This window comes from Urechidicola vernalis (assembly GCF_031846385.1).
Taxonomy (GTDB): domain Bacteria; phylum Bacteroidota; class Bacteroidia; order Flavobacteriales; family Flavobacteriaceae; genus Urechidicola; species Urechidicola vernalis.
Window position 1 is genome coordinate 397,227 of record NZ_JAVRHV010000001.1, and the last position, 23,251, is coordinate 420,477.

24 protein-coding genes are annotated in these 23,251 nt (G+C 31.8%); 18 read left to right on the plus strand and 6 right to left on the minus strand.

The features are described from left to right. Positions 1-53: 53 nt before the first annotated feature. A complete protein-coding gene (locus tag RM519_RS01760; RefSeq protein ID WP_311591782.1) occupies positions 54-1,205 on the plus strand; it encodes a glycoside hydrolase family protein in 1,152 nt (383 codons plus the stop codon). 31 nt (positions 1,206-1,236) lie between these two features. Here RM519_RS01760 and RM519_RS01765 read toward each other — a convergent pair whose 3' ends face one another. Continuing rightward, on the minus strand, positions 1,237-1,698 hold the full coding sequence (locus RM519_RS01765; protein ID WP_311591783.1) for an Lrp/AsnC family transcriptional regulator: 462 nt from the start codon (positions 1,696-1,698) through the stop codon (positions 1,237-1,239). Between the two features lie 152 nt (positions 1,699-1,850). Here RM519_RS01765 and RM519_RS01770 point away from each other — a divergent pair, with 152 nt between their 5' ends. From RM519_RS01770 to RM519_RS01790, 5 genes are all read left to right on the plus strand, one after another. Beyond that, complete coding sequence (locus RM519_RS01770) at positions 1,851-2,972, plus strand: histidine decarboxylase (RefSeq protein ID WP_311591784.1); 1,122 nt, start codon at positions 1,851-1,853, stop codon at positions 2,970-2,972. A gap of 126 nt (positions 2,973-3,098) precedes the next feature. Then, complete coding sequence (locus RM519_RS01775; RefSeq protein WP_311591785.1) at positions 3,099-3,788, plus strand: GOLPH3/VPS74 family protein; 690 nt, start codon at positions 3,099-3,101, stop codon at positions 3,786-3,788. Positions 3,789-3,946: 158 nt separating this feature from the next. Beyond that, positions 3,947-5,215, plus strand: a complete 1,269-nt coding sequence (locus RM519_RS01780) for a nuclear transport factor 2 family protein (RefSeq protein ID WP_311591786.1) — start codon at positions 3,947-3,949, stop codon at positions 5,213-5,215. A gap of 29 nt (positions 5,216-5,244) precedes the next feature. Further along, a complete protein-coding gene (locus RM519_RS01785) occupies positions 5,245-6,237 on the plus strand; it encodes a hypothetical protein (RefSeq protein ID WP_311591787.1) in 993 nt (330 codons plus the stop codon). Beyond that, on the plus strand, positions 6,221-7,432 hold the full coding sequence (locus tag RM519_RS01790) for an alpha/beta hydrolase-fold protein (RefSeq protein ID WP_311591788.1): 1,212 nt from the start codon (positions 6,221-6,223) through the stop codon (positions 7,430-7,432). The genes RM519_RS01785 and RM519_RS01790 overlap by 17 nt, the downstream gene beginning before the upstream one ends. A 15-nt stretch (positions 7,433-7,447) precedes the next feature. Here the strand turns inward: RM519_RS01790 and RM519_RS01795 are convergent, their stop codons facing one another. The 3 genes from RM519_RS01795 to RM519_RS01805 form a co-directional block, all read right to left on the minus strand. Further along, the gene (locus tag RM519_RS01795; RefSeq protein ID WP_311591789.1) at positions 7,448-7,951 is read right to left on the minus strand and encodes a Pycsar system effector family protein; all 504 of its coding nucleotides are present in this window, start codon (positions 7,949-7,951) and stop codon (positions 7,448-7,450) included. Positions 7,952-8,031: 80 nt separating this feature from the next. Next, on the minus strand, positions 8,032-9,867 hold the full coding sequence (locus RM519_RS01800; protein WP_311591790.1) for an adenylate/guanylate cyclase domain-containing protein: 1,836 nt from the start codon (positions 9,865-9,867) through the stop codon (positions 8,032-8,034). Between the two features lie 9 nt (positions 9,868-9,876). Further along, positions 9,877-10,242, minus strand: coding sequence for a DUF8788 domain-containing protein (locus RM519_RS01805; protein ID WP_311591791.1), 366 nt, complete (start codon positions 10,240-10,242; stop codon positions 9,877-9,879). A 262-nt stretch (positions 10,243-10,504) separates the two neighbouring features. Between RM519_RS01805 and RM519_RS01810 the strand changes: the two genes are divergently transcribed. The 3 genes from RM519_RS01810 to RM519_RS01820 are packed head-to-tail and all read left to right on the plus strand — an operon-like array spanning position 10,505 to position 12,790. Beyond that, positions 10,505-11,344, plus strand: a complete 840-nt coding sequence (locus RM519_RS01810; RefSeq protein ID WP_311591792.1) for an aminotransferase class IV — start codon at positions 10,505-10,507, stop codon at positions 11,342-11,344. A 9-nt stretch (positions 11,345-11,353) separates the two neighbouring features. Next, positions 11,354-12,496, plus strand: a complete 1,143-nt coding sequence (locus tag RM519_RS01815; protein ID WP_311591793.1) for a DmpA family aminopeptidase — start codon at positions 11,354-11,356, stop codon at positions 12,494-12,496. Beyond that, positions 12,497-12,790, plus strand: coding sequence for a putative quinol monooxygenase (locus RM519_RS01820; RefSeq protein ID WP_311591794.1), 294 nt, complete (start codon positions 12,497-12,499; stop codon positions 12,788-12,790). It abuts the gene before it with no gap. 1 nt (position 12,791) lies between these two features. Here the strand turns inward: RM519_RS01820 and RM519_RS01825 are convergent, their stop codons facing one another. After that, a complete protein-coding gene (locus RM519_RS01825; RefSeq protein WP_311592545.1) occupies positions 12,792-13,691 on the minus strand; it encodes an EamA family transporter in 900 nt (299 codons plus the stop codon). 110 nt (positions 13,692-13,801) lie between these two features. Between RM519_RS01825 and RM519_RS01830 the strand changes: the two genes are divergently transcribed. The 8 genes from RM519_RS01830 to RM519_RS01865 all read left to right on the plus strand — a co-directional run bounded on the left by RM519_RS01830 (position 13,802) and on the right by RM519_RS01865 (position 20,257). Then, complete coding sequence (locus RM519_RS01830; protein WP_311591795.1) at positions 13,802-14,347, plus strand: CIA30 family protein; 546 nt, start codon at positions 13,802-13,804, stop codon at positions 14,345-14,347. Beyond that, positions 14,348-15,784, plus strand: a complete 1,437-nt coding sequence (locus RM519_RS01835) for an SDR family oxidoreductase (RefSeq protein WP_311591796.1) — start codon at positions 14,348-14,350, stop codon at positions 15,782-15,784. Continuing rightward, entirely contained in the window at positions 15,781-16,251 is a 471-nt protein-coding gene (locus RM519_RS01840; protein WP_311591797.1) for a TspO/MBR family protein, read from the plus strand. Before RM519_RS01835 ends, RM519_RS01840 begins: the two co-directional genes overlap by 4 nt. Positions 16,252-16,346: 95 nt before the next feature. Beyond that, the gene (locus RM519_RS01845; RefSeq protein WP_311592546.1) at positions 16,347-16,823 is read left to right on the plus strand and encodes a glutathione peroxidase; all 477 of its coding nucleotides are present in this window, start codon (positions 16,347-16,349) and stop codon (positions 16,821-16,823) included. A 14-nt stretch (positions 16,824-16,837) separates the two neighbouring features. Then, positions 16,838-17,476 carry a flavin reductase family protein gene (locus RM519_RS01850; RefSeq protein WP_311591798.1) on the plus strand — a complete coding sequence of 213 codons (639 nt, stop codon included), beginning with the start codon at positions 16,838-16,840 and terminating at the stop codon, positions 17,474-17,476. A gap of 10 nt (positions 17,477-17,486) precedes the next feature. Then, positions 17,487-17,651 carry a Lacal_2735 family protein gene (locus tag RM519_RS01855; protein WP_311591799.1) on the plus strand — a complete coding sequence of 55 codons (165 nt, stop codon included), beginning with the start codon at positions 17,487-17,489 and terminating at the stop codon, positions 17,649-17,651. A 26-nt stretch (positions 17,652-17,677) separates the two neighbouring features. Further along, entirely contained in the window at positions 17,678-18,793 is a 1,116-nt protein-coding gene (locus RM519_RS01860; protein WP_311591800.1) for a vWA domain-containing protein, read from the plus strand. Between the two features lie 3 nt (positions 18,794-18,796). Further along, positions 18,797-20,257 carry an AAA family ATPase gene (locus RM519_RS01865; RefSeq protein WP_311591802.1) on the plus strand — a complete coding sequence of 487 codons (1,461 nt, stop codon included), beginning with the start codon at positions 18,797-18,799 and terminating at the stop codon, positions 20,255-20,257. A 6-nt stretch (positions 20,258-20,263) separates the two neighbouring features. Here RM519_RS01865 and RM519_RS01870 read toward each other — a convergent pair whose 3' ends face one another. After that, a complete protein-coding gene (locus RM519_RS01870; protein WP_311591803.1) occupies positions 20,264-21,079 on the minus strand; it encodes a DUF1853 family protein in 816 nt (271 codons plus the stop codon). A gap of 78 nt (positions 21,080-21,157) precedes the next feature. Here RM519_RS01870 and RM519_RS01875 point away from each other — a divergent pair, with 78 nt between their 5' ends. Further along, positions 21,158-23,167 (plus strand): M13 family metallopeptidase, encoded by a 2,010-nt coding sequence (locus RM519_RS01875; RefSeq protein ID WP_311591805.1) that lies wholly within the window; start codon positions 21,158-21,160, stop codon positions 23,165-23,167. The last annotated feature ends 84 nt before the right edge of the window (positions 23,168-23,251 follow it).

A 23,251-nucleotide genomic window follows, 5' to 3' on the forward strand; every position in this document is an offset into this window, starting at 1 on the left:
ATTGTTTAATTTAAATTCATCAAATTTATCGAGTAATATTTAAATCTATAGAAATGAAAAAAATAATGAGTTTTTTAATTGTACTAGGCTTATTAGTATCATGTAACGATAAAAGGCAAAAAATCGATATTGTAAAAGGAACCGATGCTTCTTATAAAATTCCGGTCCATGCATGGATGGGACATAAAAAGGATGCAAGTGATGAAGAATTACAGGCTCATTTTAAAGATTTAAAAGAAAAAGGGGTTGATGGCTTGATGTATAACGGAGGGCATGACCCTGCAACTTATGCTCGTGCAGGCAAAATTGCAAAAGCTGAAGGCTTAGAATTTAATACCTGGGTGCCAACTATGGTGCAAGGAAAAAACAAAAAATTAAAGCCAGAATGGTATGCTATTAATAGAAATGGAGAGTCTGCATATGATAAACCAGCATACGTTTCGCATTATACCTTTCTATGTCCAAGTAAGGAAGGAACGTATAATTTCCTATCTGAATTATACGGTAGCATTGCAGATGTACCTGAAGTCGATGGAATTCATTTAGATTATATTCGTTATCCAGATGTAATTTTGGCAAGAGGTTTATGGGATAAATATGGATTGACAATGAACGTTGAACACCCTCAATTTGATTATTGCTATTGTGATGATTGTACAAGTGGCTTCAAGGCAAAAACAGGTATTGATATTAAATCAGTTGATGACGCTCCTTCGGTAGAAGAGTGGAAGCAATATAGATACGATTTAATTACTTCCATTGTAAACAGGTTAGCTGATGTTGTGCATGCAAAAGGAAAAAAAATAAATGCAGCAGTATTCCCTGGTCCACATTCGGTTGCCAAAAAATTAGTTCGACAAGAATGGGATAAATGGAATTTAGATGCTATATATCCAATGAATTATAATGATTTCTATTTGGAAGATACGAAATGGATTGGAGAAGTAACCAAAGAGGCTGTAACTTCAGTAGACAGTAAAAAACCAATTTTTAGTGGTTTGTTCATATGTCCAAATCCAGAAAAGAAAGCATCACAAGCGGATCCTGAAAATCATGGATTGGTTCCCGAAGAATTAGAGGATGCCGTTAGAGAATCAATGGTAAATGGTGCTGCGGGTATATGCTTATTTACTCCAGGAAGAATGACAGATAAAGATTGGGAAATCTTAGCAGAAATAATACATAATGATTACACCAAAAATTAATTAAATCAACTTAATTGTAAAAATGAGACTCTTATAGAAATATTTTAGTCTCATTTTTTATTTGGTTTATAACAAATGAACTCTGGATATTTGAAATAACCTTTAATTGAGAAATCTTATGCATAATGAACTCCTGATAATCCTTCATGTCATTTAAGACAATTTTAAGCAAATAATCATAATTACCTGCGATATATGAAACTTCCTGAATTTCATTAAAAGGTGCTATGTATTTTTCAAATTCTTTAAAAGAGGACTCCTGATGTTTTATAAGAGTAACCTGGCAGAATACTGTGAATTTCTTTCCAACTAATTCTTGATCTACAAGCGCTACATATTTTCTAATAATACCACTTGCCTCAATTTTCTTTATACGCTCATGGGTAGGTGTTATTGATAAATTAATTTTCTCAGAAAGCTGTTTTATGGACTGCTTCGAATCTTTTTGTAGTTCATTTATTAATAGAACATCTGTCGCATCTAACTGAATCATGGTAAAAATTTCTTTTGTTTAATAATTGCAAAGGTAGTAAAAGAAATAATTTCTAACATATAAATTAAATTTAGTAAAATTTAGGTATTATTTATTTATTGATAAAAAATTTATATGGTGTATCTATCTTTGTGAAAAAAATATATCCATTTATGAATACTGTAGATAAACTTTACAAACGAATTAAAAGCAACACAGATAGCCTATTAGGTTATCCTTTAGCTAAAGATTTTTCGTACCAGCAATTTGCTCCATTTTTAGATTTGTGCATCAATAATATTGGAGACCCTGAGTCAACTTCTACATTAGCCATAGATACGAAAGAAATGGAAAGAGAATGTATAGCTTTCTTTGCAGACTTGTTATCTACAAATATGGATGATGTTTGGGGATATATTACGAACGGTGGTACAGAAGGTAATTTGTATGGTTTGTATTTGGCAAGAGAAAACTTTCCAAACGGTGTCGTTTACTACAGTGAATCTACGCATTATAGTGTAAAAAAGAATCTACACTTATTAAACATAAATAACATTGTAATTCGTAGTCAAGAGAATGGGGAAATGGACTATGAAGATTTAGAACAAACACTAATGCTGCGAAGAGATAAGCCAGCAATTTTCTTTTTAAATATTGGCTCTACGATGAAAGAAGCAATAGATGACCTTGACAAAATAAAGGCAATCATTAGAAAGTTTGCAATTAAGGATTATTATATCCATTGCGATGCTGCCTTTTTAGGTTCTGTTGCACCATTTGTTACTCCTAAACCCAAATTTGATTTTTCAGAAGGAGTAGATAGCATTTCTATTTCTGGACATAAATTTATTGGGGGGCCAATGCCTAGTGGAATTGTGATGGCGAAAAGAAATCATAGAAATAGGGTCGCGAATTCAGTTTCGTATGTAGGAACTTTTGATACAACCATTACGGGGTCAAGAAATGGATTAACGCCGTTATTTATGTGGTCTTTTATTCAAAAATTTGGAAAGGAAGGATTGAACAGAAGAGTGCAAGAATCGATTGCATTAGCAGATTATGTAAAAGACAAATTAAATGAACTGGGTTTGAATGCTTGGAGGAATGGTAAAGCCTTAACGGTTGTTTTTGACAAACCATCTGATGCCATTTGTACAAAACATCAATTGGCTTCTGAAGATGATATTGCACATGTAATTTGTGTACCCGGAATTAAAAAAGCACATGTAGATTTGTTATTTGAAGATTTGGCGAAAGAACAAAAAGCTTTAGAAAAAGAATTAGTACTCGCTTAATAGGCAATTAGATTATAGTTATTTGAGTAATCACCCCGCATTTTGTGGGGTGATTTGCTTTAAAGGATTTAATTTTATGTAACTTTTTAAAAGATATGACACTAATTAAATAGATAACTTATAATTATGATACGATTAAACTTAGTTGATAAATTTTTATTACTCGCCTTAGATGATGACAAAGGCACTTTTGCCTCAGAACCTTTTGCTATGACTTATGGATTGGCTGGCGCACTTCTTTTAGAATTGTCACTGAAAGAATGTGTTTCAATTGAAAACAAAAAGGTAATCTTAAAGCGTAAGAAACGAACTGAAGATGTCTTTTTAGATACTTATTTAGAATTGATAGCAAACTCTAAAAAAGTTAGAACGCTTATGCATTGGGTTCAGGCCTTTGGAAATAAAGAACGAAAAATTAAAAAAGAGATTTTGGAAAAACTTATTTCAAAAGGGATTCTTGTAAAACGTGAAGAAAAGTTTTTGTGGGTATTCAACAATGATAAATTTCCTACTGTTAATTCTAAACCAGAAAATATGCTTAGAAAAAGATTGTATGAAATTATAGAAAATTTAAGAAAGCCTGAAGTTGATGAATTGATGTTGATTAGTTTAATTGACACATGTAACTTAAATAGAACTATTTATGGAAAGGAACGCTCTAATAAATGTAAATCGAATATAAAGGAAATAATACAAGACGCGAAACATAACAACTCAATAAGTTCAACAATAAAAGAAGTACACGATATAATTTTGGCAATGATTGTTGTGATTATAACTACATCTACTACTGCAGCGACAATGTCTAGCAATTAATAAATAACTTGTTTTGGATTTGTGTACTAGGTTCATAATATCTAAAGGTATAGCATTTCACTTTTGTTAAATAAATGGTAAAAAAAGTTCAAGTATCTAGATTTGAGTATTCAAGTTTTTACATTTGAACTTAACTAACAAAATTAATAGTAAACCAAATGAATTATAGAACCTATGCAATTCTTTTGCTCACCCTTTGTGTATCACTAGTAACATTTTCACAAAATAGTACAGACAAACACTACAGGCATTTAAGATACAACCATGTTTCGCCTTATATAAAATTAGCGGGAATTTATCCTATTAGTGCTAAGGAAGCACTAAATTCTTCACATTATACATTTACTTATAATAAACAAAATCAGTTAACAGAGGTAACGAACTATCATTATGCCACAGAAAGAAGACATCCTTTAGCCTCAATAGGCGCGTATAAAACAGTGATTACTTATAATGGAAACCAAGAAACTCGGGTGTATTTATATGTTAATGGAGAACGGGTACCAAATGACAGAGCTGTATTTAAAGAAATTTTCACACTTGATAAAAAGGGGAATTACGCAAAATTAGAATTTTACGATTTAGATGACAATCCAATGGAGTCTAACTGGGGAATTTCTAATTACACGTGGAAATCTTACAAAAAAATGATAATTGAACAACGATTTAATTTAAAAGGTGAAGCGAAAAACCTTTCGAGTTATTTTGAATTTGGCACTACCGGAATGACGTTTAGAAATGATGGAACACCAATAGGAAAGTATAATCTTAATGAAGATTTTGAAATCGTAAATAATTCTGCTGGTGTCGCATCATATCAAGACACCTATGATGAAAATGGAAATCATGTAAAATATACCTATCATAACAAAGAAGATGATTTGGTTATCAACCCTTCAGGATTGGCAATAGGGATTAAAATATATGACGATAAAGGAAATTACATCAAACAGCAACACCTCGATACCAATGGTAAATTATTGAGAGAAAGAGATGTTCCGAACAATCAAAACATTAGACTTAGTAGTATCGCTTCAAAAAAGGACTCATTAGAAATTAAAAGAATTGCTCTAGGTTATCTAAAAGCTCTTCAAGAATTGAATCCCGTTTTAATGGATGAAGTGCTGAATGATAGTTTAAATAAAGTAACGATTGGTTTCAATAGAAGTATAAGAAAAGAAGTAGTAACGAGCATTTCTAGAGAAAAAATGATTGAGAATGCAACGGATTGGAATAAATCAGGTACGCGATTCCCTCCGGATCCTAACAATCAAATTACAATCCTTGACATCTATCACAGAATGGCTACAGTGAAGTTGTATTCTGATAATTGGGTCGAATATTTGCATTTAATTAAGTTAGACGGAAAATGGACTATTATCAACCTTTTATGGCAGCATAAGGATGTGAATAGATATCCTTATTAATTCATAAATCTTTAAACAACTATTAAAAGATGAAAATAAGGTTTTATTTCGCTTTCGTTTTATTGATTGTCACTTCACAAGTTGTCATCGCTCAATCTAAAGTTGGTTTTTATATGGATTGGAATATAGATCATACAGAACGATCGGTAAAACCAAGTATTCGAATATTTGATGCAGAAGCGAGAACTATAAATTGCTATAAAGTTTTTTTTGATGACGCCAATCGATTTGAAAGGGTACAATTTTTCTTTTCGGGTAAACCGAGTAATTATGGAAATTATGGAGCATTTGAATTAGAACGCACCTATTATAGTGGATTCTACATAGATAAATTTAAAGATACGGACGGTAACTATGTGAGTGTTGAAAAAGGGGTTACTGAAAAAAAATACCATTTGAACCCTGATGGTTTTTGGATTAAAAAAGAACATTTGAATAAAGGAAAGCAACTAGAAAGTGGAATTGCTTATTCTATAGTTACTAGAAACAGCGATAATGAATTAGCAACCGAAATCCAATTCTCAAAAGTAGGCGATATTATTCCAGATGGAAACGGCTTCCCAATCGTTCATTTTGCCTATGATAAGAATGGGTTGACCTTATACCGGCAAAGTAGAACTGAAGAAGGGGAAGTTGTAAATGGACAGCGGGGATATGCTACTGTAATTTTTCAATTCAACGAAGACGGAATGTTTTTCGAAGAACAATTCTTAGATGAAAACAATGAGTTGTTTTTGCATCCACAATTTGATTTGGCCAAAATTAACTGGCGTGAATTCAATAAATATGGAAAACCTACTCGTATTTATTACATCGATTCTTTAGGTTATCCTCATAAGCGAAGGGCATATGCTGTCATATCGTATAGAAATAATATGACGCGCGAAAGTATTTCTTATTATGATAACGTAGGGGAAAGAACTGGGGATAGAAATGGCGTGCATAAATCCATTTATAATTATAATACTAATGGTCAATTCTTAGGAAGGTCTAATTACAATTTAAATGGAGAAGAAATTTAAAAAAAAAATGATGTTATTAGAATTTATAAAATCAAGAATACTCATTATTAGTTGTTTTGCCGTCTCTTTATCAGCGATTGGGCAAAATGAAGTTTCGAATATCGTAATCGGTACTAGAATTATCATTAATTCTGAGGTTTTAAACCAAGATAGAGAAATTCAAGTTTATACACCACCGTCATATGATACTTCTATCGCTAAATCATACCCTGTTTTATATGTGTTAGATGGTCAGGAGTATTTTTTGCATGGGATTGCATATCAAGATATGCTGCGATTCAAAGATAAGACTCCACCGTTTATAGTCATCGGAATTAAAACGGATAGAAAACAAAGAAGGACATTGTTTTATCAGGAATCAGAACGCTTTAAAGCATTTTTAATAGAGGAGTTGATTCCATATGTAGATTCAAATTATAGAACGGCAAAAGAAAAAGAACGTTTGTATTTTGGTTGGGAAATGGCTGCAGGATTAGGTTTTGAAGTGTTGGCAGATTACCCAACACTTTTTAGTGGATACATGTTGGCGAGTCCTACGCATTCAACTGACAAAAGAATGAATACCCTAAGTGAAATACAGAACAAAGGGTTACATAAATTATTATTTGTTTCGGCGGGGAACGAAGAAACCTGGATTCATAAAGATTCCGACTTTCTATCAAATTTAGGAGAATTAAGGTCTAGTCATTTTGCTTTTTACGAGAATGAAGATCATTACTCAACACCCACTAAAACTATGCACGAAGGTTTAAGTACCTATTTTAATGATTATGATGCAGTTCGATTGCGAACCCTGAAAGCATTAAAAGATTATGGAGGAATAGAGGTATTAGAAGAGTATTACAAGAGTAGAGGAGAGCGATACGGGCTATCAACAGAGATTCATAGAGAAACTCAGCATTTTCTTATTTTAAGCGCTGAAAAGGAAAACAATATGGAAGTATTTGAAAACTTTATTAAACGATTTGACACATACATTCCTACCATTACCAGAGATCTATGGATAAACAGATATGCACGATTTTATCTAAAACATCAAATGAATGCCAAGGCCATTTCATTGTTTAATCTTGGATTGGAAAAATTTCCTAAATCTACTTTAATTCTAAATGGATTGGGAGATGCTTATAAGGCAAACGGAAATACAGATAAAGCAACATTTTTTTACAATAAATTAAGCTCCGTTGAAAACTGAATTAATGACTGTAATTTATAGAATAGCTAAATAGTAGATAAGCAAGGCGAATATGATTAAGAAACTTACAGCAAAAAAGCGAATTGATTTTTGAACACAATCAAATTTCTTATCGATAATTTTACTTTCAGCATGAATTTGATAACTTAATTGTTCAAAAAAATCTTCTTGACTGTTACAAATTTCTAATAAACGTTTAGAATATGCCTCCTTGTTTCCGAAAGCATACACAGCATCTTTAAAGAAAAACACATTGTCTTTATAATTCATTTCAATTCTTGGCATAAAGCATCTAAAGCAAAAATAGATTGATATTAAAACGGAACAAATCCATAAACAAACCAGGACAATAAATAGAAAACTTCCTTTAAAAGCTTCTTGAAGAAATAAAAGTTTATCAACAAATAGTCCTAAAATTAAACTATGAAATGAAAAAATTACACCTGCTTTAAATTCCGAAGCCCGAATTAATTTTTCTAAACGCTCTAATTGTTCCCAATAATTATTTGGATCTTGCATCACTTTGAATTAGTTTTAATTACACTAAATTACAAAAAAAGATTAACCCGATTTTCTAATATGTGACAAAGAGTAGTCACTTAGATTTTATTCTTTACAAAATACATGTTCAATGCTGTTCTGTTTTTTATAGCAATTTCTCCTCTGAACTCACAATTAAATTCATCTTTTATTAGATTAAATGTGTTCTGTGAAATATTGATCTTACCAACTTCAGAATTCGATTCCATTCTTGAAGCAATATTTACGGTATCTCCCCAAATGTCATATGCGAATTTTTTAGAGCCCACTACACCTGCAACTATTGGACCCGTATTAATTCCGATACGTATATCAAAATTTATATTAATTGTATTGTCTAATTTTGTGCTCTGGACAAAATCAATAATTTCAAAAGCCGCTTCTACCATTTGTGATGCATGATTATTTCTAAGTGTATGAATTCCGGCCGCACACATATATGCGTCTCCGACGGTTTTAATTTTCTCTAAATTATACTTTTCCATAATTGAATCGAATTTTGAAAAATAATAGTCCACGGTTTGCACTAATTGCTCTGGAGGTAGATTCTCTGCATAATGCGTAAAGCCTTTAAAATCAGTAAATAGAACTGTAGTTGAATCGAATTTACGAGCCTTTACACTTCCGTTTTCTTTAAGTTCTAAAGCTGTTTCTTCAGGTAAAATATTTAATAATAATTTGTCGGACCTCCGTTTTTCACTTTCAATAATTTGGTTTGTTTTTTTTATGTAATTATACCGTTTTAAAAGTCCATATGCTAGTAGAAAAATTAGCACCGAAAATATTACCGTTCCATAAATTATGTTTTTCTGTCGACGTTGTTTAAGTACTGATATCTCTGCATTTTTTTCTAATAAATCTACTTCTACTTGTTTTTGAGAAACTTCATATTCTGTTCTTAAATCTGCCATTTTCTCAATGGATTCTAGGTTCATGACACTGTCTCTATAAACAATATGTTCTTTGTAGTATTTATAAGATTCTTTATATGACTCCTTTTTTTCAAAAAGATTTGCCAACTGTAAATTTGCTTCACTTATTTGATCTTTAAGACCATATTTTTTTGCTAATTCTAGACTTCTCTCAGAATAATACTTTGCGGTATTCCAATTATTTCTTTCTAAATAAATATCAGACATATAAGTTAAGTACACAGAAATAGGGTAGTAGTCCTCCAATTCTTCCAATGTAGCAATTGCTTTTTCAATGTTTTGTTTTGCCAACTCATGTTTTCCTTTTCTTGCATATACCATTCCAATATTCCCTAAATTATAAGCAGATCCAACTTGGTAATTTAATTCCTTAAATAAAATTCCAGACTCACTAAAATTCTTTAAAGCGTCATCGTATTTTTCATCATAAAAATAGGCGTCTCCAGCATTTAATAAAGCAGAAGCTAATTTTAAGGAATCATTCAATTCTCTTAAAACTTGAATTCCTTTCTCGTAGTAAATTTGTGCGTTTTTTGAATTTCCAGATTCGGAGTAGGCATCGGCAATAGAAGTTAATACTATACCAGTTCCAACTTTAATTTCACCTTTTTCGGTTAAATTTAAGCTTAAAAAATAGACTTGCATCGCTTCTGAAAAGTTACCTTGTTCTCTTAGACCATGCCCTTTATGAAGAAAACCAGAATACATATAAAGATAAGAAGAATCTGTTGCAGCACTTTTAATTAGTTGGTCTGCATAATTAAGTCTAGTTTCAGGATTAGAAGCGGCCTCGAGTATATCCATCAACAAATCTCGCTTTTGATTTAATTCAAGATCTGTGGTTTGGTATATGGCTATAAGACTATCTGCAACCTTCTTATTTTGACTAAAAGTTGAAAGCAAACAAAAAAAAAGTAAGCCTATTAGCAAGTAATAGGCTGTATGATTCTTTAAAAACTTCATAATTCAAAATTATTGACTTGGCGGAATTCTCAGTTTTGGATCTTGTGTGTATGGTGCCCCGCCTACAGTATAACCAATGGTATATTCTTCTGTACCCGTAGCATCGTCTGAAATTGTACCTTCCCAATCTCCATTTTGTTTTGGATCTGGCCCTTCGCTGAACAAATTATCTCCATTTACACAAGTTATACTGGTAATACTTTGCACGGCGCAATTTGGGCCAATTTTCCATTTTACTTTGTCTCCTGGTTGTACATCCGTTGTAAAGTCTTTGTCTCCAGCATTAGTATTGCTGTTGTGTCCTTGATTATCAGACAGTGTTAAGGGGTGTGGTGTTGTGGTTGTTGCACAAATTGTGATGATTTCTGTTCCCATAATTTTTAATTTTAGTTTGATTATATTGATATGTCACATTCTAAATTAATGGGGTGTCGAAAAATAAGTTGGAGTGTTTTCTGGAGTAATCTGTTAACGAATATACTGTTATTTTTTTGATTTTCAAAAGAATATGAATTTTAAGTTTGCATCAACAAATACTTTACAAACTAAATCTTTGAATCCATTTCAGATAAAAATCGCCCTTTATTGAAATTCATATTTCATTTTACTTATTTTTATTCCGACAAAAATTTAACGTATGAATTTCCCTGAAAAAGTTTCTCTAAATGGAGAAATTTTAAATACACAAGAAGCAAAAATATCCGTATTCGACAGAGGTTTTCTTTTTGGTGATGGTATATATGAAGTAATGATTCAACTAAATGGAAAATTGTTTCATGAGCAAGCACATTTAGACAGAATGAAATATAGTCTTCAAGAAATTGACTTAAATTATGACGTGAATCAACTTAAAGACAAAGTTAAAGAGTTACTAAAAGCGAATGACTTAATTGGAATTGATTGTCTTATATATATGCAAATAACAAGAGGTACAGCGCCTAGAAAGCATTCATTTCCAATAGATATTGAACCTACTTGTTTGCTTTATGCTTTGCCAAAAGAATTTCCTAAGATTAACAATTCGAGTTATAATGTTGTAACACAGAATGATTTTAGATGGACGAAATGTCATATAAAAATGACCTCTTTACTTGGAAATGTTTTAGCAAATCAATTCGCAGCGGAAAATGATGCGTATGAGACTTTATTGATAAGAGCAGGTATTTTCACAGAGGCCTCGCATTGTAATGTGTTTTTTGTAAAAAAAGGGGTTGTTTATACGCATCCGGCAAATGAATTTATTCTTAACGGAATAACCCGACAACTTGTTGTTAAGCTGTGTAATGATTTAAATATTGAATTAAGGGAAGAGGGATACCCGGTTAATTTAATTGAAGAAATTGATGAAGCCTTTTTAACTGGAACTACAACACAAGTTGGTGTTATTGGTAAAATAGATAATCAGGTATTACCAAATAGAGAAAGTGCAGGCCCTATTACAAAAAGATTGCAGCAGGCATTTTCAGAATTACTTTAAAAATACATCATGACAAAATTAAATTCATTAGTACTTGCCCTATTATTAATTTCTTTGAATTCTTTCGGGCAGGATAGACAACGAATTAGAGATTACGGTATTGAGCCAGGAATTCTTACACCGGGTAAGTTTAATGCCATTACGGATGTTAAAGGAGTTACGGTAGGTCAAAAAACGCTCATTATTGGTGATTCTATTAGAACAGGAGTTACTCTGGTATTACCGCATCAAGAAAATATTTTTCAAAATAAAGTTCCGGCCGCTGTTTTTGTTGGAAATGGTTTTGGTAAAATGATTGGAACTACACAAGTTCAAGAGTTAGGGAATTTGGAAACTCCTATTGCTTTGACCAATACATTGAATTCTTTTTTAGTGGCGAATGCACTGGTAGATTATACCTTGTCAATTCCAGAAAATAAAAATATTAGATCTGTTAATCCGATAGTTGGGGAAACCAATGATGGATGGTTGAATGATATTCAAGGGCGACATGTAAAAACTACTGATGTTCTAAATGCTATTGCAAATGCAAAAACAGGTTTGGTTCAGGAAGGATCTGTTGGTGCAGGTACTGGAACACATTGTTTAGGTTTTAAAGGTGGTATAGGAACTTCTTCACGGATAATCCCTAAAGAAAAAGGAGGATACACCGTTGGAGTTTTAGTTCAAACAAACTTTGGAGGAATACTAACTATAGATGGCATTCCTGTAGGAGAGGAGTTAGATAATTTCTATATGAACAATCAAGTGCCTTATACGGTTGATGGATCTTGTATGATGGTAATAGCAACTGATGCGCCATTATCTGATCGCAATTTAAAACGCTTGGCAAAAAGATCTTTTTTAGCATTTGGTAGAGTTGGCTCATTTTCATCTAACGGAAGTGGAGATTATAGCATAGCATTTAGTACACATAAGGACCTAAGAATTCCATACAATATTGAAGATTCTGTTAGAACCATTCCCGACCTAAACAACGATGAATTATCTCCATTGTTTTTAGCAGTTGTAGAGGCTGCGGAAGAAGCCATTTATAATTCTATGTTTATGGCAACTGATGTTACAGGTCAGAACGGAAGAACTTTAAAAGCTCTACCTGTCGAGAAAACCCTCGAAATCATGAAAAGGTACAACAAATTAAAATCGAAATAAATGAGTACACAATTAACCATCGTAGCAAACATATTTGTAAAGGAGGCACATAGAAAATTTGTAAAAAGTGAATTGATAAAACTTATTGCTCCAACACTTAAAGAAAAGGGGTGCATGAATTATGATTTACACCAAGACAACGAGAACCCAAATCACTTTATGTTTTATGAAAATTGGGAAAGTTGGGATTTATGGCAAGACCATATGAAAACTGAGCATATTGAGGCGTACATGAAAACAACAGATGGAATGGTTGATCATTTTACGCTAAACGAAATGACTCCGAATAAATAGTTTAAGAATATAGTATCAAGAATACGCCTATTAAAATTCCTGCTAAGGGAATTAATTTTTTACGCTTGTATTTTTCTTTAAAGAGCAATCCTCCAATTACCACGGCAATAATTAATTGACTTCTTTTTATTGCTGAAAGCAACATTATTAGAGCCTCTGGATCCTGCAATGCCTTAAAGTAAAAATAATCGGCTGTTTGTAATAAAATTCCAACCGCCGGTATTGTCCATCTCCATTGAAACGATTTCCGTTTTTCGACCTTTGGAAACCACATTATTGAAAGGATTGTCAATAAAATTAAAATGGCGTACCAACAAAACCAAAATTGCAAGGTTTGTGGGTTTAAGGTTAAATTCTGAATTAAAAACTTATCATACAATCCACTAGATGCTCCTAAAAATGTAGCAGCAATTATGGCATAAATCCATTTATTTCGTTTGAAATTTATCCCTTCTTTTTTTCCAATTCTTGCATATAAAAACACAGAGAAAATGATAACGAAAAACCCAACCCATTGATATGGCGTTGGCTTTTCATTATAAATCGCTATTGCACCTATAAAAGTAAAGAAAGGACCTGCCGATCTAATTGGACTTACAATTGTAATAGGTAAATACTTTAAGGCGTAAAAGGCCAATATCCAAGAACCAGCCATGATACATGATTTAATGAAAATAAAACCATGTGTTTTCCATGCAAGTTCATTTATATAAAATCCAATCTCTTTAAAATAAATTGGGTTAATTCTAGAACCTATAAAAAAAGGTAGGAAACATAAAAAGCCTGCAATTAAGGTGCCTAATAACACGGGCAACACAGCATTACCTTGCACAGCGTGTTTTTTACATAAATTGTGTAAACCTAAAAATAGTGCGGCTAACAAGCCAAGATACATCCACATAATGGGCGCGAATATACAGAAGAATGAAAAAGGAATTAAGATGTTTCTTGAAATATATTTCCTCAATATTATAATTTTGTTTAACTTTACACTTTAAATTGTTGAACAAAATGTATTTTTTATTTGTATATATACTAATAATGGGGTCACAAATGAAGGAATTAATGCTATTTGAGTCGTCTCAGGACAACTCTATCAATGAGTGGAGAATAGTAAATGACGGAGTTATGGGTGGTGTTTCACAAGGTTTTATAACTTCAAATTCATCTAGGAACCTTGTTTATAATGGAAATATTTCGTTAAGAAATAATGGAGGTTTTTCATCAATGCGTCTAAGGGTAAACGAAAGAGATGTTTCAAAATACAATGCTATTAAAGTTAAGTTGAAAGGTGATCGTAAAAATTATCAATTTAGAATAAAGAGTGAAACTTTTGATAGACACTCTTATGTTTATGAATTTAGTACTGACAATAATTGGGAAGAAATTATCATGCCATTCAACCATTTCAAACCTCAATTTAGAGGGAGAAAATTAGATATGAAAGAATATAATGGAGAATCAATAGCTGAAATTGCTATTTTAATTGGGAATAAAGTGGAAGAATCTTTTATTCTTGAAATAGATTCAATCAGTCTAATTAAAATAGAAGATTAAATGCATATTTTACTGACAGGAGCGACTGGATATATTGGGAAGAGATTATTAAATGCCTTATTACATGAAGGGCATAATGTCACTTGTTGTGTAAGAGATAAAAAAAGACTTGACTTTTTCCATGAATTTAAATATCAGATAAATATTATTGAAACTGATTTTTCTAGTAGGGAAGATTTAGACTTGATAAAACCTTTAAATGTTGACGCAGCATTTTTCTTGATTCATTCATTAAAAAGTGGAACGACTGAATTTGAAAATAAAGAAGTTGAAATAGCATCAAATTTTAAATATTTAGCAGAAAAATTAAAATGTAAGCAAGTTATTTACTTAGGTGGAATTGCCAATGACAATGAACTTTCACAACACTTGTCATCACGAAAAAAAGTTGAAGATGTATTAAAAAGTAATAAGTATGCCCTAACAACTTTAAGAGCTGCGATTATTGTTGGCTCCGGAAGCGCCTCTTTTGAAATTATAAGAGATTTAGTAGAAAAATTACCGGTAATGGTAACGCCTAAATGGGTGAACACTAAATGCCAACCAATTGGAGTAGGAAATGTAATCAACTATCTTAAAGGTGTTATTCTAAAAAAAGAAACTTTTAATAATACGTATGATATTGGAGGGCCAGATGTTTTATCTTATAAACAAATGATGCTCCAATTTGCAGAAGTTAGAGGTTTAAAAAGACGCATTTATACAATACCAGTAATGACGCCTAGATTATCGTCATATTGGCTATATTTTATTACCGCTACTAATTACGCATTGGCCGTAAACCTAGTGAATAGTATGAAAATTAAAGTTGTATGTGAAAATAATGATATTCATAAAATAATTGATGAACCACTCATTCCTTATAAAGAATCTGTTTCCATGGCTTTTGGTAAAATAGATCAGAACATGGTGATTTCTAGTTGGAAAGATGCCTTATCTTCTAGTAATAGAGAAGTGTATTGGAAAAAACATATTCAATTTCCGAAAAATGGATGCTACGTTGATAAAAGAAATTTTGCAATACCTTATGATAAAGAAAAATCTACACTTTCAAATATTTGGTCTATAGGTGGTGAAACAGGATGGTACTATGGAACTTGGTTATGGAAAATTAGAGGAGCAATAGACAAATTAATCGGCGGAATAGGGCTTAGAAGAGGGCGGACTAATAAGACGACAATACATGCTGGAGATGCCTTAGATTTTTGGAGAGTATTGGTTGCTGATAAGGAACATAAGAGATTATTATTGTATGCAGAGATGAAATTACCTGGAGAAGCATGGCTAGAGTTTAAAATTGAAAACAACCAATTAATTCAGCAGGCTACTTTTAGACCTAGAGGACTATCTGGAAGGTTGTATTGGTATATTCTAATTCCTTTCCATCATTTTATATTCAATGGAATGGGTTCAAATCTTGTAAAATTTAACGAATGAAAACTAAACGGATAGGAATATTAATTCTTTTTGTAATACTTAATTTCGGAGCCTTAGGTATTGGAACTTATTTTATGGATAACGGGCCAAATGATTCATGGTACTTGACTCTAAATAAAGCACCTTGGACGCCGCCTGGTTGGGTTTTTGGTGCAGCATGGTTCTCTATCATGTTGTGTTTTTCATTTTTTATGATGCATTTTTATGACTTATTTAAGTCTAGCAAGCCGTTTTTAATTCTTTTTGGAATACAATGGGTTCTTAATATATCTTGGAATTTATTCTTTTTTAATTTACAAGAAATATTTGTTGGCCTAGTAGTTTTGCTGCTGTTAATTATAATACTTTTTATAATTTTAAGAATTTCTTTAAGAAAAGGAAGTTACCAATCATTCTTAATCGCACCCTATATTCTATGGATGATGGTTGCAATTAGTTTGAATGCATATATATATATTAATAATTAATAGGAAGTTTAATTATGAAACTTAATATATGTGCAATTATTATTTCCCTGTTTTTATTAACAGCATTTTCTATAGAATCTATAAACAAGCAAACCATGATAAAAACAAATCTTTATTCAATCGAAATTAATAGTTTATCAAATAAAAAAATTGATTTCAATAAGTTTAAAGGCAAGAAAATATTAATTGTGAATACCGCATCTAAATGCGGTTTTACCAAACAATATAAAGGATTGCAAGAACTGCACGAGAAATATGGCGATAAACTTATTGTTATAGGTGTTCCATGTAATCAGTTTGCTAGTCAAGAGCCGGGAAGCGCAGATGAAATTGAATCGTTCTGTGAGATTAATTATGGAGTCACTTTTTTATTGACAGAGAAAATTAAAGTGAAAGGAAAAGACAAACATCCCTTATACAAGTGGCTAACTGATAAAGAATTAAATGGAGTTAAAAGTTCTTCCGTAAAATGGAATTTTCAGAAGTATTTAATTGATGAAGAAGGAAATTTAATTGATGTTTACTATTCAATTACAAAACCCATGAGTTCTAAGATTGTAAAAAATATTTAATAGAAAATAAAATAATGGTGTATTTAAAACATGAAATTGAAGAATTACCCAGAGTAAAAAAATTAAAATTAATCAATGCACTATCGGGTATAAAACCTGCAAATTTAATAGGGACAGTTTCCGAAAAGGGAATTCCAAATTTAGCAATATTTAGTTCTGTGTTCCATTTAGGAAGTAATCCCGCATTAATGGGTTTCATTGTTCGTCCAACTTCAGAAGCGCCAAGGCACACTTACGCAAATATTTGCAAAACTGAATACTTCACTATCAATCACGTCAATTCATCTTTTTATAGAAATGCACATTATACCTCCGCAAAATTTCCAGAATCCATTTCAGAATTTGACAGTTGTGGACTAACGGAATCGTATGAAGCTAATTTTTTAGCACCTTTTGTAAAGGAAAGTTCATTTAAAATTGGATTAAAATTTGAGGAGCGCATAGAGATCAAAAAAAATAATACAATTTTAGTGATCGGTGAAGTACACTATATAAATATTCCGGATCAATTTGACAACAATGAAATTGATTTGTCAGAAATTAATGGTGTAGGAATTTCTGGTCTTAATAGTTATTACGAATTAAAATTATTAGATAGACTTCCATATGCTAGAGTTCATGAAGTGCCAAATTTTAATTTAGAAAACATTTAAAACATTAATTATGTTCAATATATTTAAAAAGAAATCAGAAAGAGAAAAGTTATATGACCAGTATAACAAGTTACTTCAAGAAGCACATAAATTGTCAATAACAAATAGAAGGTTGAGCGACCAGAAGATATTTGATGCAGAAGCAATAATGGTTAGAATTGAAAACCTAAATTGAAAAATTTTGAATAAAAACATGTTAGGATGCTAAAGAATAGAAGCGGATTTAAATTCACATTGCACAATAAAAAGCAAGAGACTCCATTTGAAAAATTGTTTGATATTTTTCAGGAACTTATTGTTCATACTTCAGGTGATTTTGATGAAGCCATGGATTGGCTAAAAACATTAGATGAAAAATACCAACTTACAGATGATAATTATTCCTTAGATGATTTTGTCCAAGATTTAAAAGATAAAGGATATTTAAGAGAAAAAATTGACACGAACGGGAAATCAAAAACAAAGATCTCCGCAAAGATGGAGCGATCCATTAGAAATAATGCTTTAATTCAGATTTTTGGAAAATTAAAAAAGCAAGGGCTAGGAAATCATAAAACCAATAAAAATGGAATTGGGGATGAATTGACAGGAGAATTCAAAGATTATCAATTTGGTGATAAATTAGAAAACATTATGGTTACTCAAAGCCTTAGAAATGCTCAAATTAATAATGGTTTAGGAGAATTTAAACTGTCTGAAAATGATCTAGTTGTAGAAAACACCAATCATAAATCACAAATGAGTACTGTTTTAATGATAGATATTAGTCACAGTATGATTTTATATGGAGAAGACAGAATTACCCCTGCAAAAAAAGTTGCAATGGCATTATCTGAATTAATAAAGACGCGATACCCAAAAGATTCTTTGGATATCATCGTGTTTGGTAATGATTCTTGGATCATAAAAATTAAAGATCTGCCATATTTGCAAGTGGGCCCTTATCACACCAATACTGTTGCAGGGTTAGAATTAGCTATGGATATATTACGTCGAAAAAGAAATACGAATAAAAATATATTTATGATAACAGATGGTAAACCAAGTTGTATAAAACTTCCAGATGGTAGGTACTATAAAAACAGTAATGGCTTAGATGAATATATCGTAGAAAAATGTTATAACATGGCTGCCTATGCCCGAAAATTGCACATACCTATCACAACATTTATGATTGCTCAAGACCCATATTTACAATCATTTGTTGAGAAGTTTACAGAATGCAATAAGGGAAAAGCTTTTTATACAGGGCTTAAGGGACTTGGAGAAATGATTTTTAAAGATTACGCAACAAATAGAAAGAAAAATATACGCTAAATTATGAATACAGAAATTAAAAATTTAGGCGAGCTAATTAAGGCAAACTATAAATCCAGAAGTATAAAAACGGAATTAAGAGAGAACTTAATCGAAAATATTAGAAATAAGAAGCGCTCTTTTTCAGGTATTCATGGTTACGAAGATTCGGTAATTCCACAATTAGAACGCGCCATTTTATCTCAACACAATATAAATCTATTGGGCTTACGTGGTCAGGCAAAAACAAGATTGGCAAGATTGATGGTTCAATTATTAGATGAATACATTCCGGCTATAGAGGGCTCTGATATTAATGATGATCCTTTAAATCCTATTAGTTCATATGGTAAGAATCAAATAAGTCTATTGGGTAACGATACACCAATTAAATGGATTCATAGAAATGAGCGATTTTTTGAGAAACTTGCAACTCCTGATGTAACTATTTCTGATTTAATAGGAGATATTGACCCCATAAAAGCAGCGAATTTAAAATTGGATTATTCCAATGAGCGTATCATTCATTTTGGAATGATTCCAAGAGCCCATAGAAGTATTTTTGTAATAAATGAATTACCAGATTTACAAGCACGTATTCAGGTAGCACTATTTAATATATTGGAAGAAGGGGATATACAAATTAGAGGTTTTCAATTAAGGCTTCCTTTAGATTTACAGTTCATATTTACAGCTAATCCTGAAGATTATACAAATAGAGGAAGTATCGTTACACCTCTAAAAGATAGAATTGGTTCTCAAATTCTGACCCACTATCCAAAAACTATTGAAATAGCCCAAACGATTACAAATCAAGAGGCAAAATTACAAGAATCAAGAATTTGTGATATTCATATTCCTCAATTGGCTAAGGATTTAGTCGAGCAAATCGGATTTGAAGCTAGGAAAAGTGAGTATGTAGATGCAAAAAGTGGTATCAGCGCAAGAATGAGTATTACGGCCTATGAAAATTTATTAAGTACAACAGAACACCGATGTATAATTTCTAATTCAAAAGAGACATCTATTAGGTTTACGGATATACTAGGAATGATTCCTTCAATTACAGGAAAAATTGAGTTGGTCTATGAAGGGGAACAGGAGGGCGCAATATTTGTTGCGGAAATGCTCATTAACAATGCGGCTCAAACATTGTTTAATAAGTATTTTCCAAAAATTAAGAAAATAGAAAATGAAGACGAAGTTGGGCCTTATGATGAACTAATAAATTGGTTTTTTAATGAAACTTCATTTGATTTATTAGATGATAGTTCAGAAGAAGAATATTATGACGGTTTAAATAAAATTAAACCCTTAGACAACCTAATTGCTATATACATGGGGAATGTTGAATTGAATGATATTCCGTTTATAAAGGAATTAATACTTTGGGCTTTAGTATCATATAACAAATTAGATAGACACCGTATTGATAACGGATATTCGTTTAAAGATCAGTATGGTGCTTTTTTTTCTAATATTTAAAACAAATTAATTCCACCAAACCACAAAGAACTTTTGAAGAGTTCCATTTGGAAACTTTATCCAGCAAAGAGGTGAGCTTTCTACTTTAATAAATTCAGAAACTCTAGATTTAAAATCTGTAAAATCTAACCAATTAACATGTGCATAAGGCTTAATAAGCCAATCTGTTTTTTTAGGAATTATGAATTTGCAATTAGAAAATTGTTCGATTTCGAAAAACTGGATATAGAAACCAACTATACAGTTATTGTTTAAGAAAGTTGTATTCATAGTAGCACCATATGGAATAAACAATTGGGCTTTAAACAGCACTTTCTGTTGGATTTCACTTTTATCTATATTGAAATCTTTTAGCAATACATCAGTTTGAGGTTTGTAGAGCAGAGGGAGTTGTTTATCTTTTAATTTGGTTAATTTTTTGAGAAGAGAATCATTTCTATTGGGACCAATCCATTTTTCAATTTCTGTATTTCCAATTGAAGGATCGTATAAATAAAACTTGTAAACTATTTCTAAATGAATAGGGCTGTCATTAAATAAGAATAAGGCATCGATCTCTCCAATTGTAATTTTCTCATTTTTTATTTGTTCATTCTCTACGAGAACTTTTAAATTATCTAGTTGTTCCAATTCAAAGAAAACAAACTGTTCTACCAATTTTCCTAAGCGTAGCCTTCTCTCAATGGCTCTATTGAGCGCATTTGAAGGTGTAAAGGGAATTGAAAACTGTGACAAACCCAACAATTCAGAAGATTTCCAAAGAGGTGGTGTATCTCTATACCCTTCGTATTGCAATTGTAATGTATCTTCATTTACACCCATAAATGCGAAGATAACTTTTAATACTGTTATCCGAATTATAAATCCATATCTTTGAGAAAACTAACCTAATCAAATCTTATGAAACATATTTTGACCATAATTCTTGCATCATTATTTGCTGTATCATGCAGTACTGTTGGAGAAACAAAAAATGAGACCTATAAATTTACTGACATAGATCCATCTATAAATCCTGGCGATGATTTCTTTAATCATGTAAATAAAACATGGATGGATAATGCTGTAATAGCGGACGACCAAGTTGGAGTAGGAGCGTATCGATTTTTAAACATTCCTCAACAAGAAAAATTAAAGAATATTTTAGAAGAAGTATCTCAAAATGAACATCCGAATGGAAGTGTAGAGCAATTGGTTGGAGATTTTTATGCTTCTGGAATGGATACGGTAACAATCAATAAATTAGGTGCAGAACCAATAAAACCATTATTGAATAGAATTGATGCCATAGAAACAACGGAGCAATTATTAGCATTTGTAACGAATCAAATTACTGTAGGAGATTATTCAATGCTAAGTGCTTATGTTTCTGCAGATCAGAAAAACAGCACTAATAATATTTTGCATTTATCCCAAACTGGGTTGGGTTTGCCAGATCGTGATTATTACTTTAAGGAAGACCCATCTGTTTCAAAGATTCAAGCAGCCTATAAAACATATTTAGAAAACATCTTTGAATTGGTCGGAGAACTAGAAACTGCTAAAAAAGCAGCGGTTGTTTACAAAATAGAAAAGGAATTAGCGCAGTCTCATAAAACTAGAATTCAGCGTAGAGTTATAAGAGAGAATTACCATAAAATGGCTGTTTTTGACTTAGATAAATCACATGATAATATTAATTGGGTGAGCGTATTTGAAACACTTGGAGCAGATATAGATTCACTAAACGTTGCGCAACCGGCATATTATGATACATTAAATAAAATGCTAAAATCAACATCTATCGATGACTGGAAATTGTATTTAAAAGCAAACTCAATTGGGACCTATGCTAGCATTTTGAGCACTCCTTTTCAAGATGTTTCATTTGAATATTCTAAAGTATTGTCTGGCCAATCCGTGCAACAATCAAGAACAAAACAAATGGTTCATAGAGTTGATAGACAAATCGGATTCGCATTAGGCCAATTGTATGTAAAGCGCTATTTCAATGAAGAGGCTAAGAATAGAGCCTTGGATTTGGTAAATAATTTTCAATTGGCTTTAGAAGTCAGAATTGATAATTTAGAGTGGATGAGTGATAGTACCAAAGTAAAAGCAAAAGAGAAATTGTTCGCAATCAACAAAAAAATTGGATACCCTGATGTTTGGAGAACTTATAATGTAACTATTGAAAGAGATGATTTCTTTAAAAATATTGTGAGTTTAAATAAGGATGCGTATCAATATGAATTAAATCAATTGAACAAAGTTCCAAACAGAGACGAATGGCATACCACTCCATCAACAGTTACGGCATATTACAATCCATCATTAAATGAGATCGTTTTCCCAGCTGGGATTTTACAAGCTCCTTATTTTGACTTGTCTGCTGACGATGCCTTAAATTATGGAGGAATTGGAATGGTAATTGGTCACGAGTTTACACATGCTTTTGATGATCAAGGAGCACAATATGATAAAAATGGAAATGTTAGTAATTGGTGGGCTGAATCTGATTACACAAAATTCAAGGAAAAAACACAACAAATAATTGATCAATACAGTTCGTTTACCGTATTAGACAGTGTCCATTTAAAAGGTGCCTTGACCGTTGGAGAGAACACCGCTGATAACGGAGGAATCGCTATTGCCTTTGATGCTTTTAAAATGACAGACCAAGGGAAAGGACTTAAAGAAATAGACGGATTCACACCAAATCAACGTTTCTTTTTATCCGTTGCTAATATTTGGAAAGTAAAAACACGTGATGAGTATTTACGCAACTATGTTGCAACAGATCCTCATTCGCCCCCAATTTGGCGTGTTAATGGTCCGCTAATGAACTTTACACCTTTTTATGAAGCTTTCGATGTGAAGCCTGGAGAAGCGAATTATAAAACAGAGGAAGAGCGTATCATGATTTGGTAATTCACTTATAACATTTAAGAAAATATTTAGATATTAATCAATTTTCGTGATACAAGTCACGGATTAAGAGTACTTTTGCGCCCG

Excerpts from the sequence above, each read along its gene's own strand:
- RM519_RS01760 (WP_311591782.1), top strand. The coding sequence starts at position 54 with ATGAAAAAAATAATGAGTTTTTTAATTGTACTAGGCTTATTAGTATCA.
- RM519_RS01765 (WP_311591783.1), bottom strand. The coding sequence starts at position 1,698 with ATGATTCAGTTAGATGCGACAGATGTTCTATTAATAAATGAACTACAA.
- RM519_RS01770 (WP_311591784.1), top strand. The coding sequence starts at position 1,851 with ATGAATACTGTAGATAAACTTTACAAACGAATTAAAAGCAACACAGAT.
- RM519_RS01775 (WP_311591785.1), top strand. The coding sequence starts at position 3,099 with ATGATACGATTAAACTTAGTTGATAAATTTTTATTACTCGCCTTAGAT.
- RM519_RS01780 (WP_311591786.1), top strand. The coding sequence starts at position 3,947 with ATGAATTATAGAACCTATGCAATTCTTTTGCTCACCCTTTGTGTATCA.
- RM519_RS01785 (WP_311591787.1), top strand. The coding sequence starts at position 5,245 with ATGAAAATAAGGTTTTATTTCGCTTTCGTTTTATTGATTGTCACTTCA.
- RM519_RS01790 (WP_311591788.1), top strand. The coding sequence starts at position 6,221 with ATGGAGAAGAAATTTAAAAAAAAAATGATGTTATTAGAATTTATAAAA.
- RM519_RS01795 (WP_311591789.1), bottom strand. The coding sequence starts at position 7,951 with ATGCAAGATCCAAATAATTATTGGGAACAATTAGAGCGTTTAGAAAAA.
- RM519_RS01800 (WP_311591790.1), bottom strand. The coding sequence starts at position 9,867 with ATGAAGTTTTTAAAGAATCATACAGCCTATTACTTGCTAATAGGCTTA.
- RM519_RS01805 (WP_311591791.1), bottom strand. The coding sequence starts at position 10,242 with ATGGGAACAGAAATCATCACAATTTGTGCAACAACCACAACACCACAC.
- RM519_RS01810 (WP_311591792.1), top strand. The coding sequence starts at position 10,505 with ATGAATTTCCCTGAAAAAGTTTCTCTAAATGGAGAAATTTTAAATACA.
- RM519_RS01815 (WP_311591793.1), top strand. The coding sequence starts at position 11,354 with ATGACAAAATTAAATTCATTAGTACTTGCCCTATTATTAATTTCTTTG.
- RM519_RS01820 (WP_311591794.1), top strand. The coding sequence starts at position 12,497 with ATGAGTACACAATTAACCATCGTAGCAAACATATTTGTAAAGGAGGCA.
- RM519_RS01825 (WP_311592545.1), bottom strand. The coding sequence starts at position 13,691 with ATGTGGATGTATCTTGGCTTGTTAGCCGCACTATTTTTAGGTTTACAC.
- RM519_RS01830 (WP_311591795.1), top strand. The coding sequence starts at position 13,802 with ATGTATTTTTTATTTGTATATATACTAATAATGGGGTCACAAATGAAG.
- RM519_RS01835 (WP_311591796.1), top strand. The coding sequence starts at position 14,348 with ATGCATATTTTACTGACAGGAGCGACTGGATATATTGGGAAGAGATTA.
- RM519_RS01840 (WP_311591797.1), top strand. The coding sequence starts at position 15,781 with ATGAAAACTAAACGGATAGGAATATTAATTCTTTTTGTAATACTTAAT.
- RM519_RS01845 (WP_311592546.1), top strand. The coding sequence starts at position 16,347 with ATGATAAAAACAAATCTTTATTCAATCGAAATTAATAGTTTATCAAAT.
- RM519_RS01850 (WP_311591798.1), top strand. The coding sequence starts at position 16,838 with ATGGTGTATTTAAAACATGAAATTGAAGAATTACCCAGAGTAAAAAAA.
- RM519_RS01855 (WP_311591799.1), top strand. The coding sequence starts at position 17,487 with ATGTTCAATATATTTAAAAAGAAATCAGAAAGAGAAAAGTTATATGAC.
- RM519_RS01860 (WP_311591800.1), top strand. The coding sequence starts at position 17,678 with ATGCTAAAGAATAGAAGCGGATTTAAATTCACATTGCACAATAAAAAG.
- RM519_RS01865 (WP_311591802.1), top strand. The coding sequence starts at position 18,797 with ATGAATACAGAAATTAAAAATTTAGGCGAGCTAATTAAGGCAAACTAT.
- RM519_RS01870 (WP_311591803.1), bottom strand. The coding sequence starts at position 21,079 with ATGGGTGTAAATGAAGATACATTACAATTGCAATACGAAGGGTATAGA.
- RM519_RS01875 (WP_311591805.1), top strand. The coding sequence starts at position 21,158 with ATGAAACATATTTTGACCATAATTCTTGCATCATTATTTGCTGTATCA.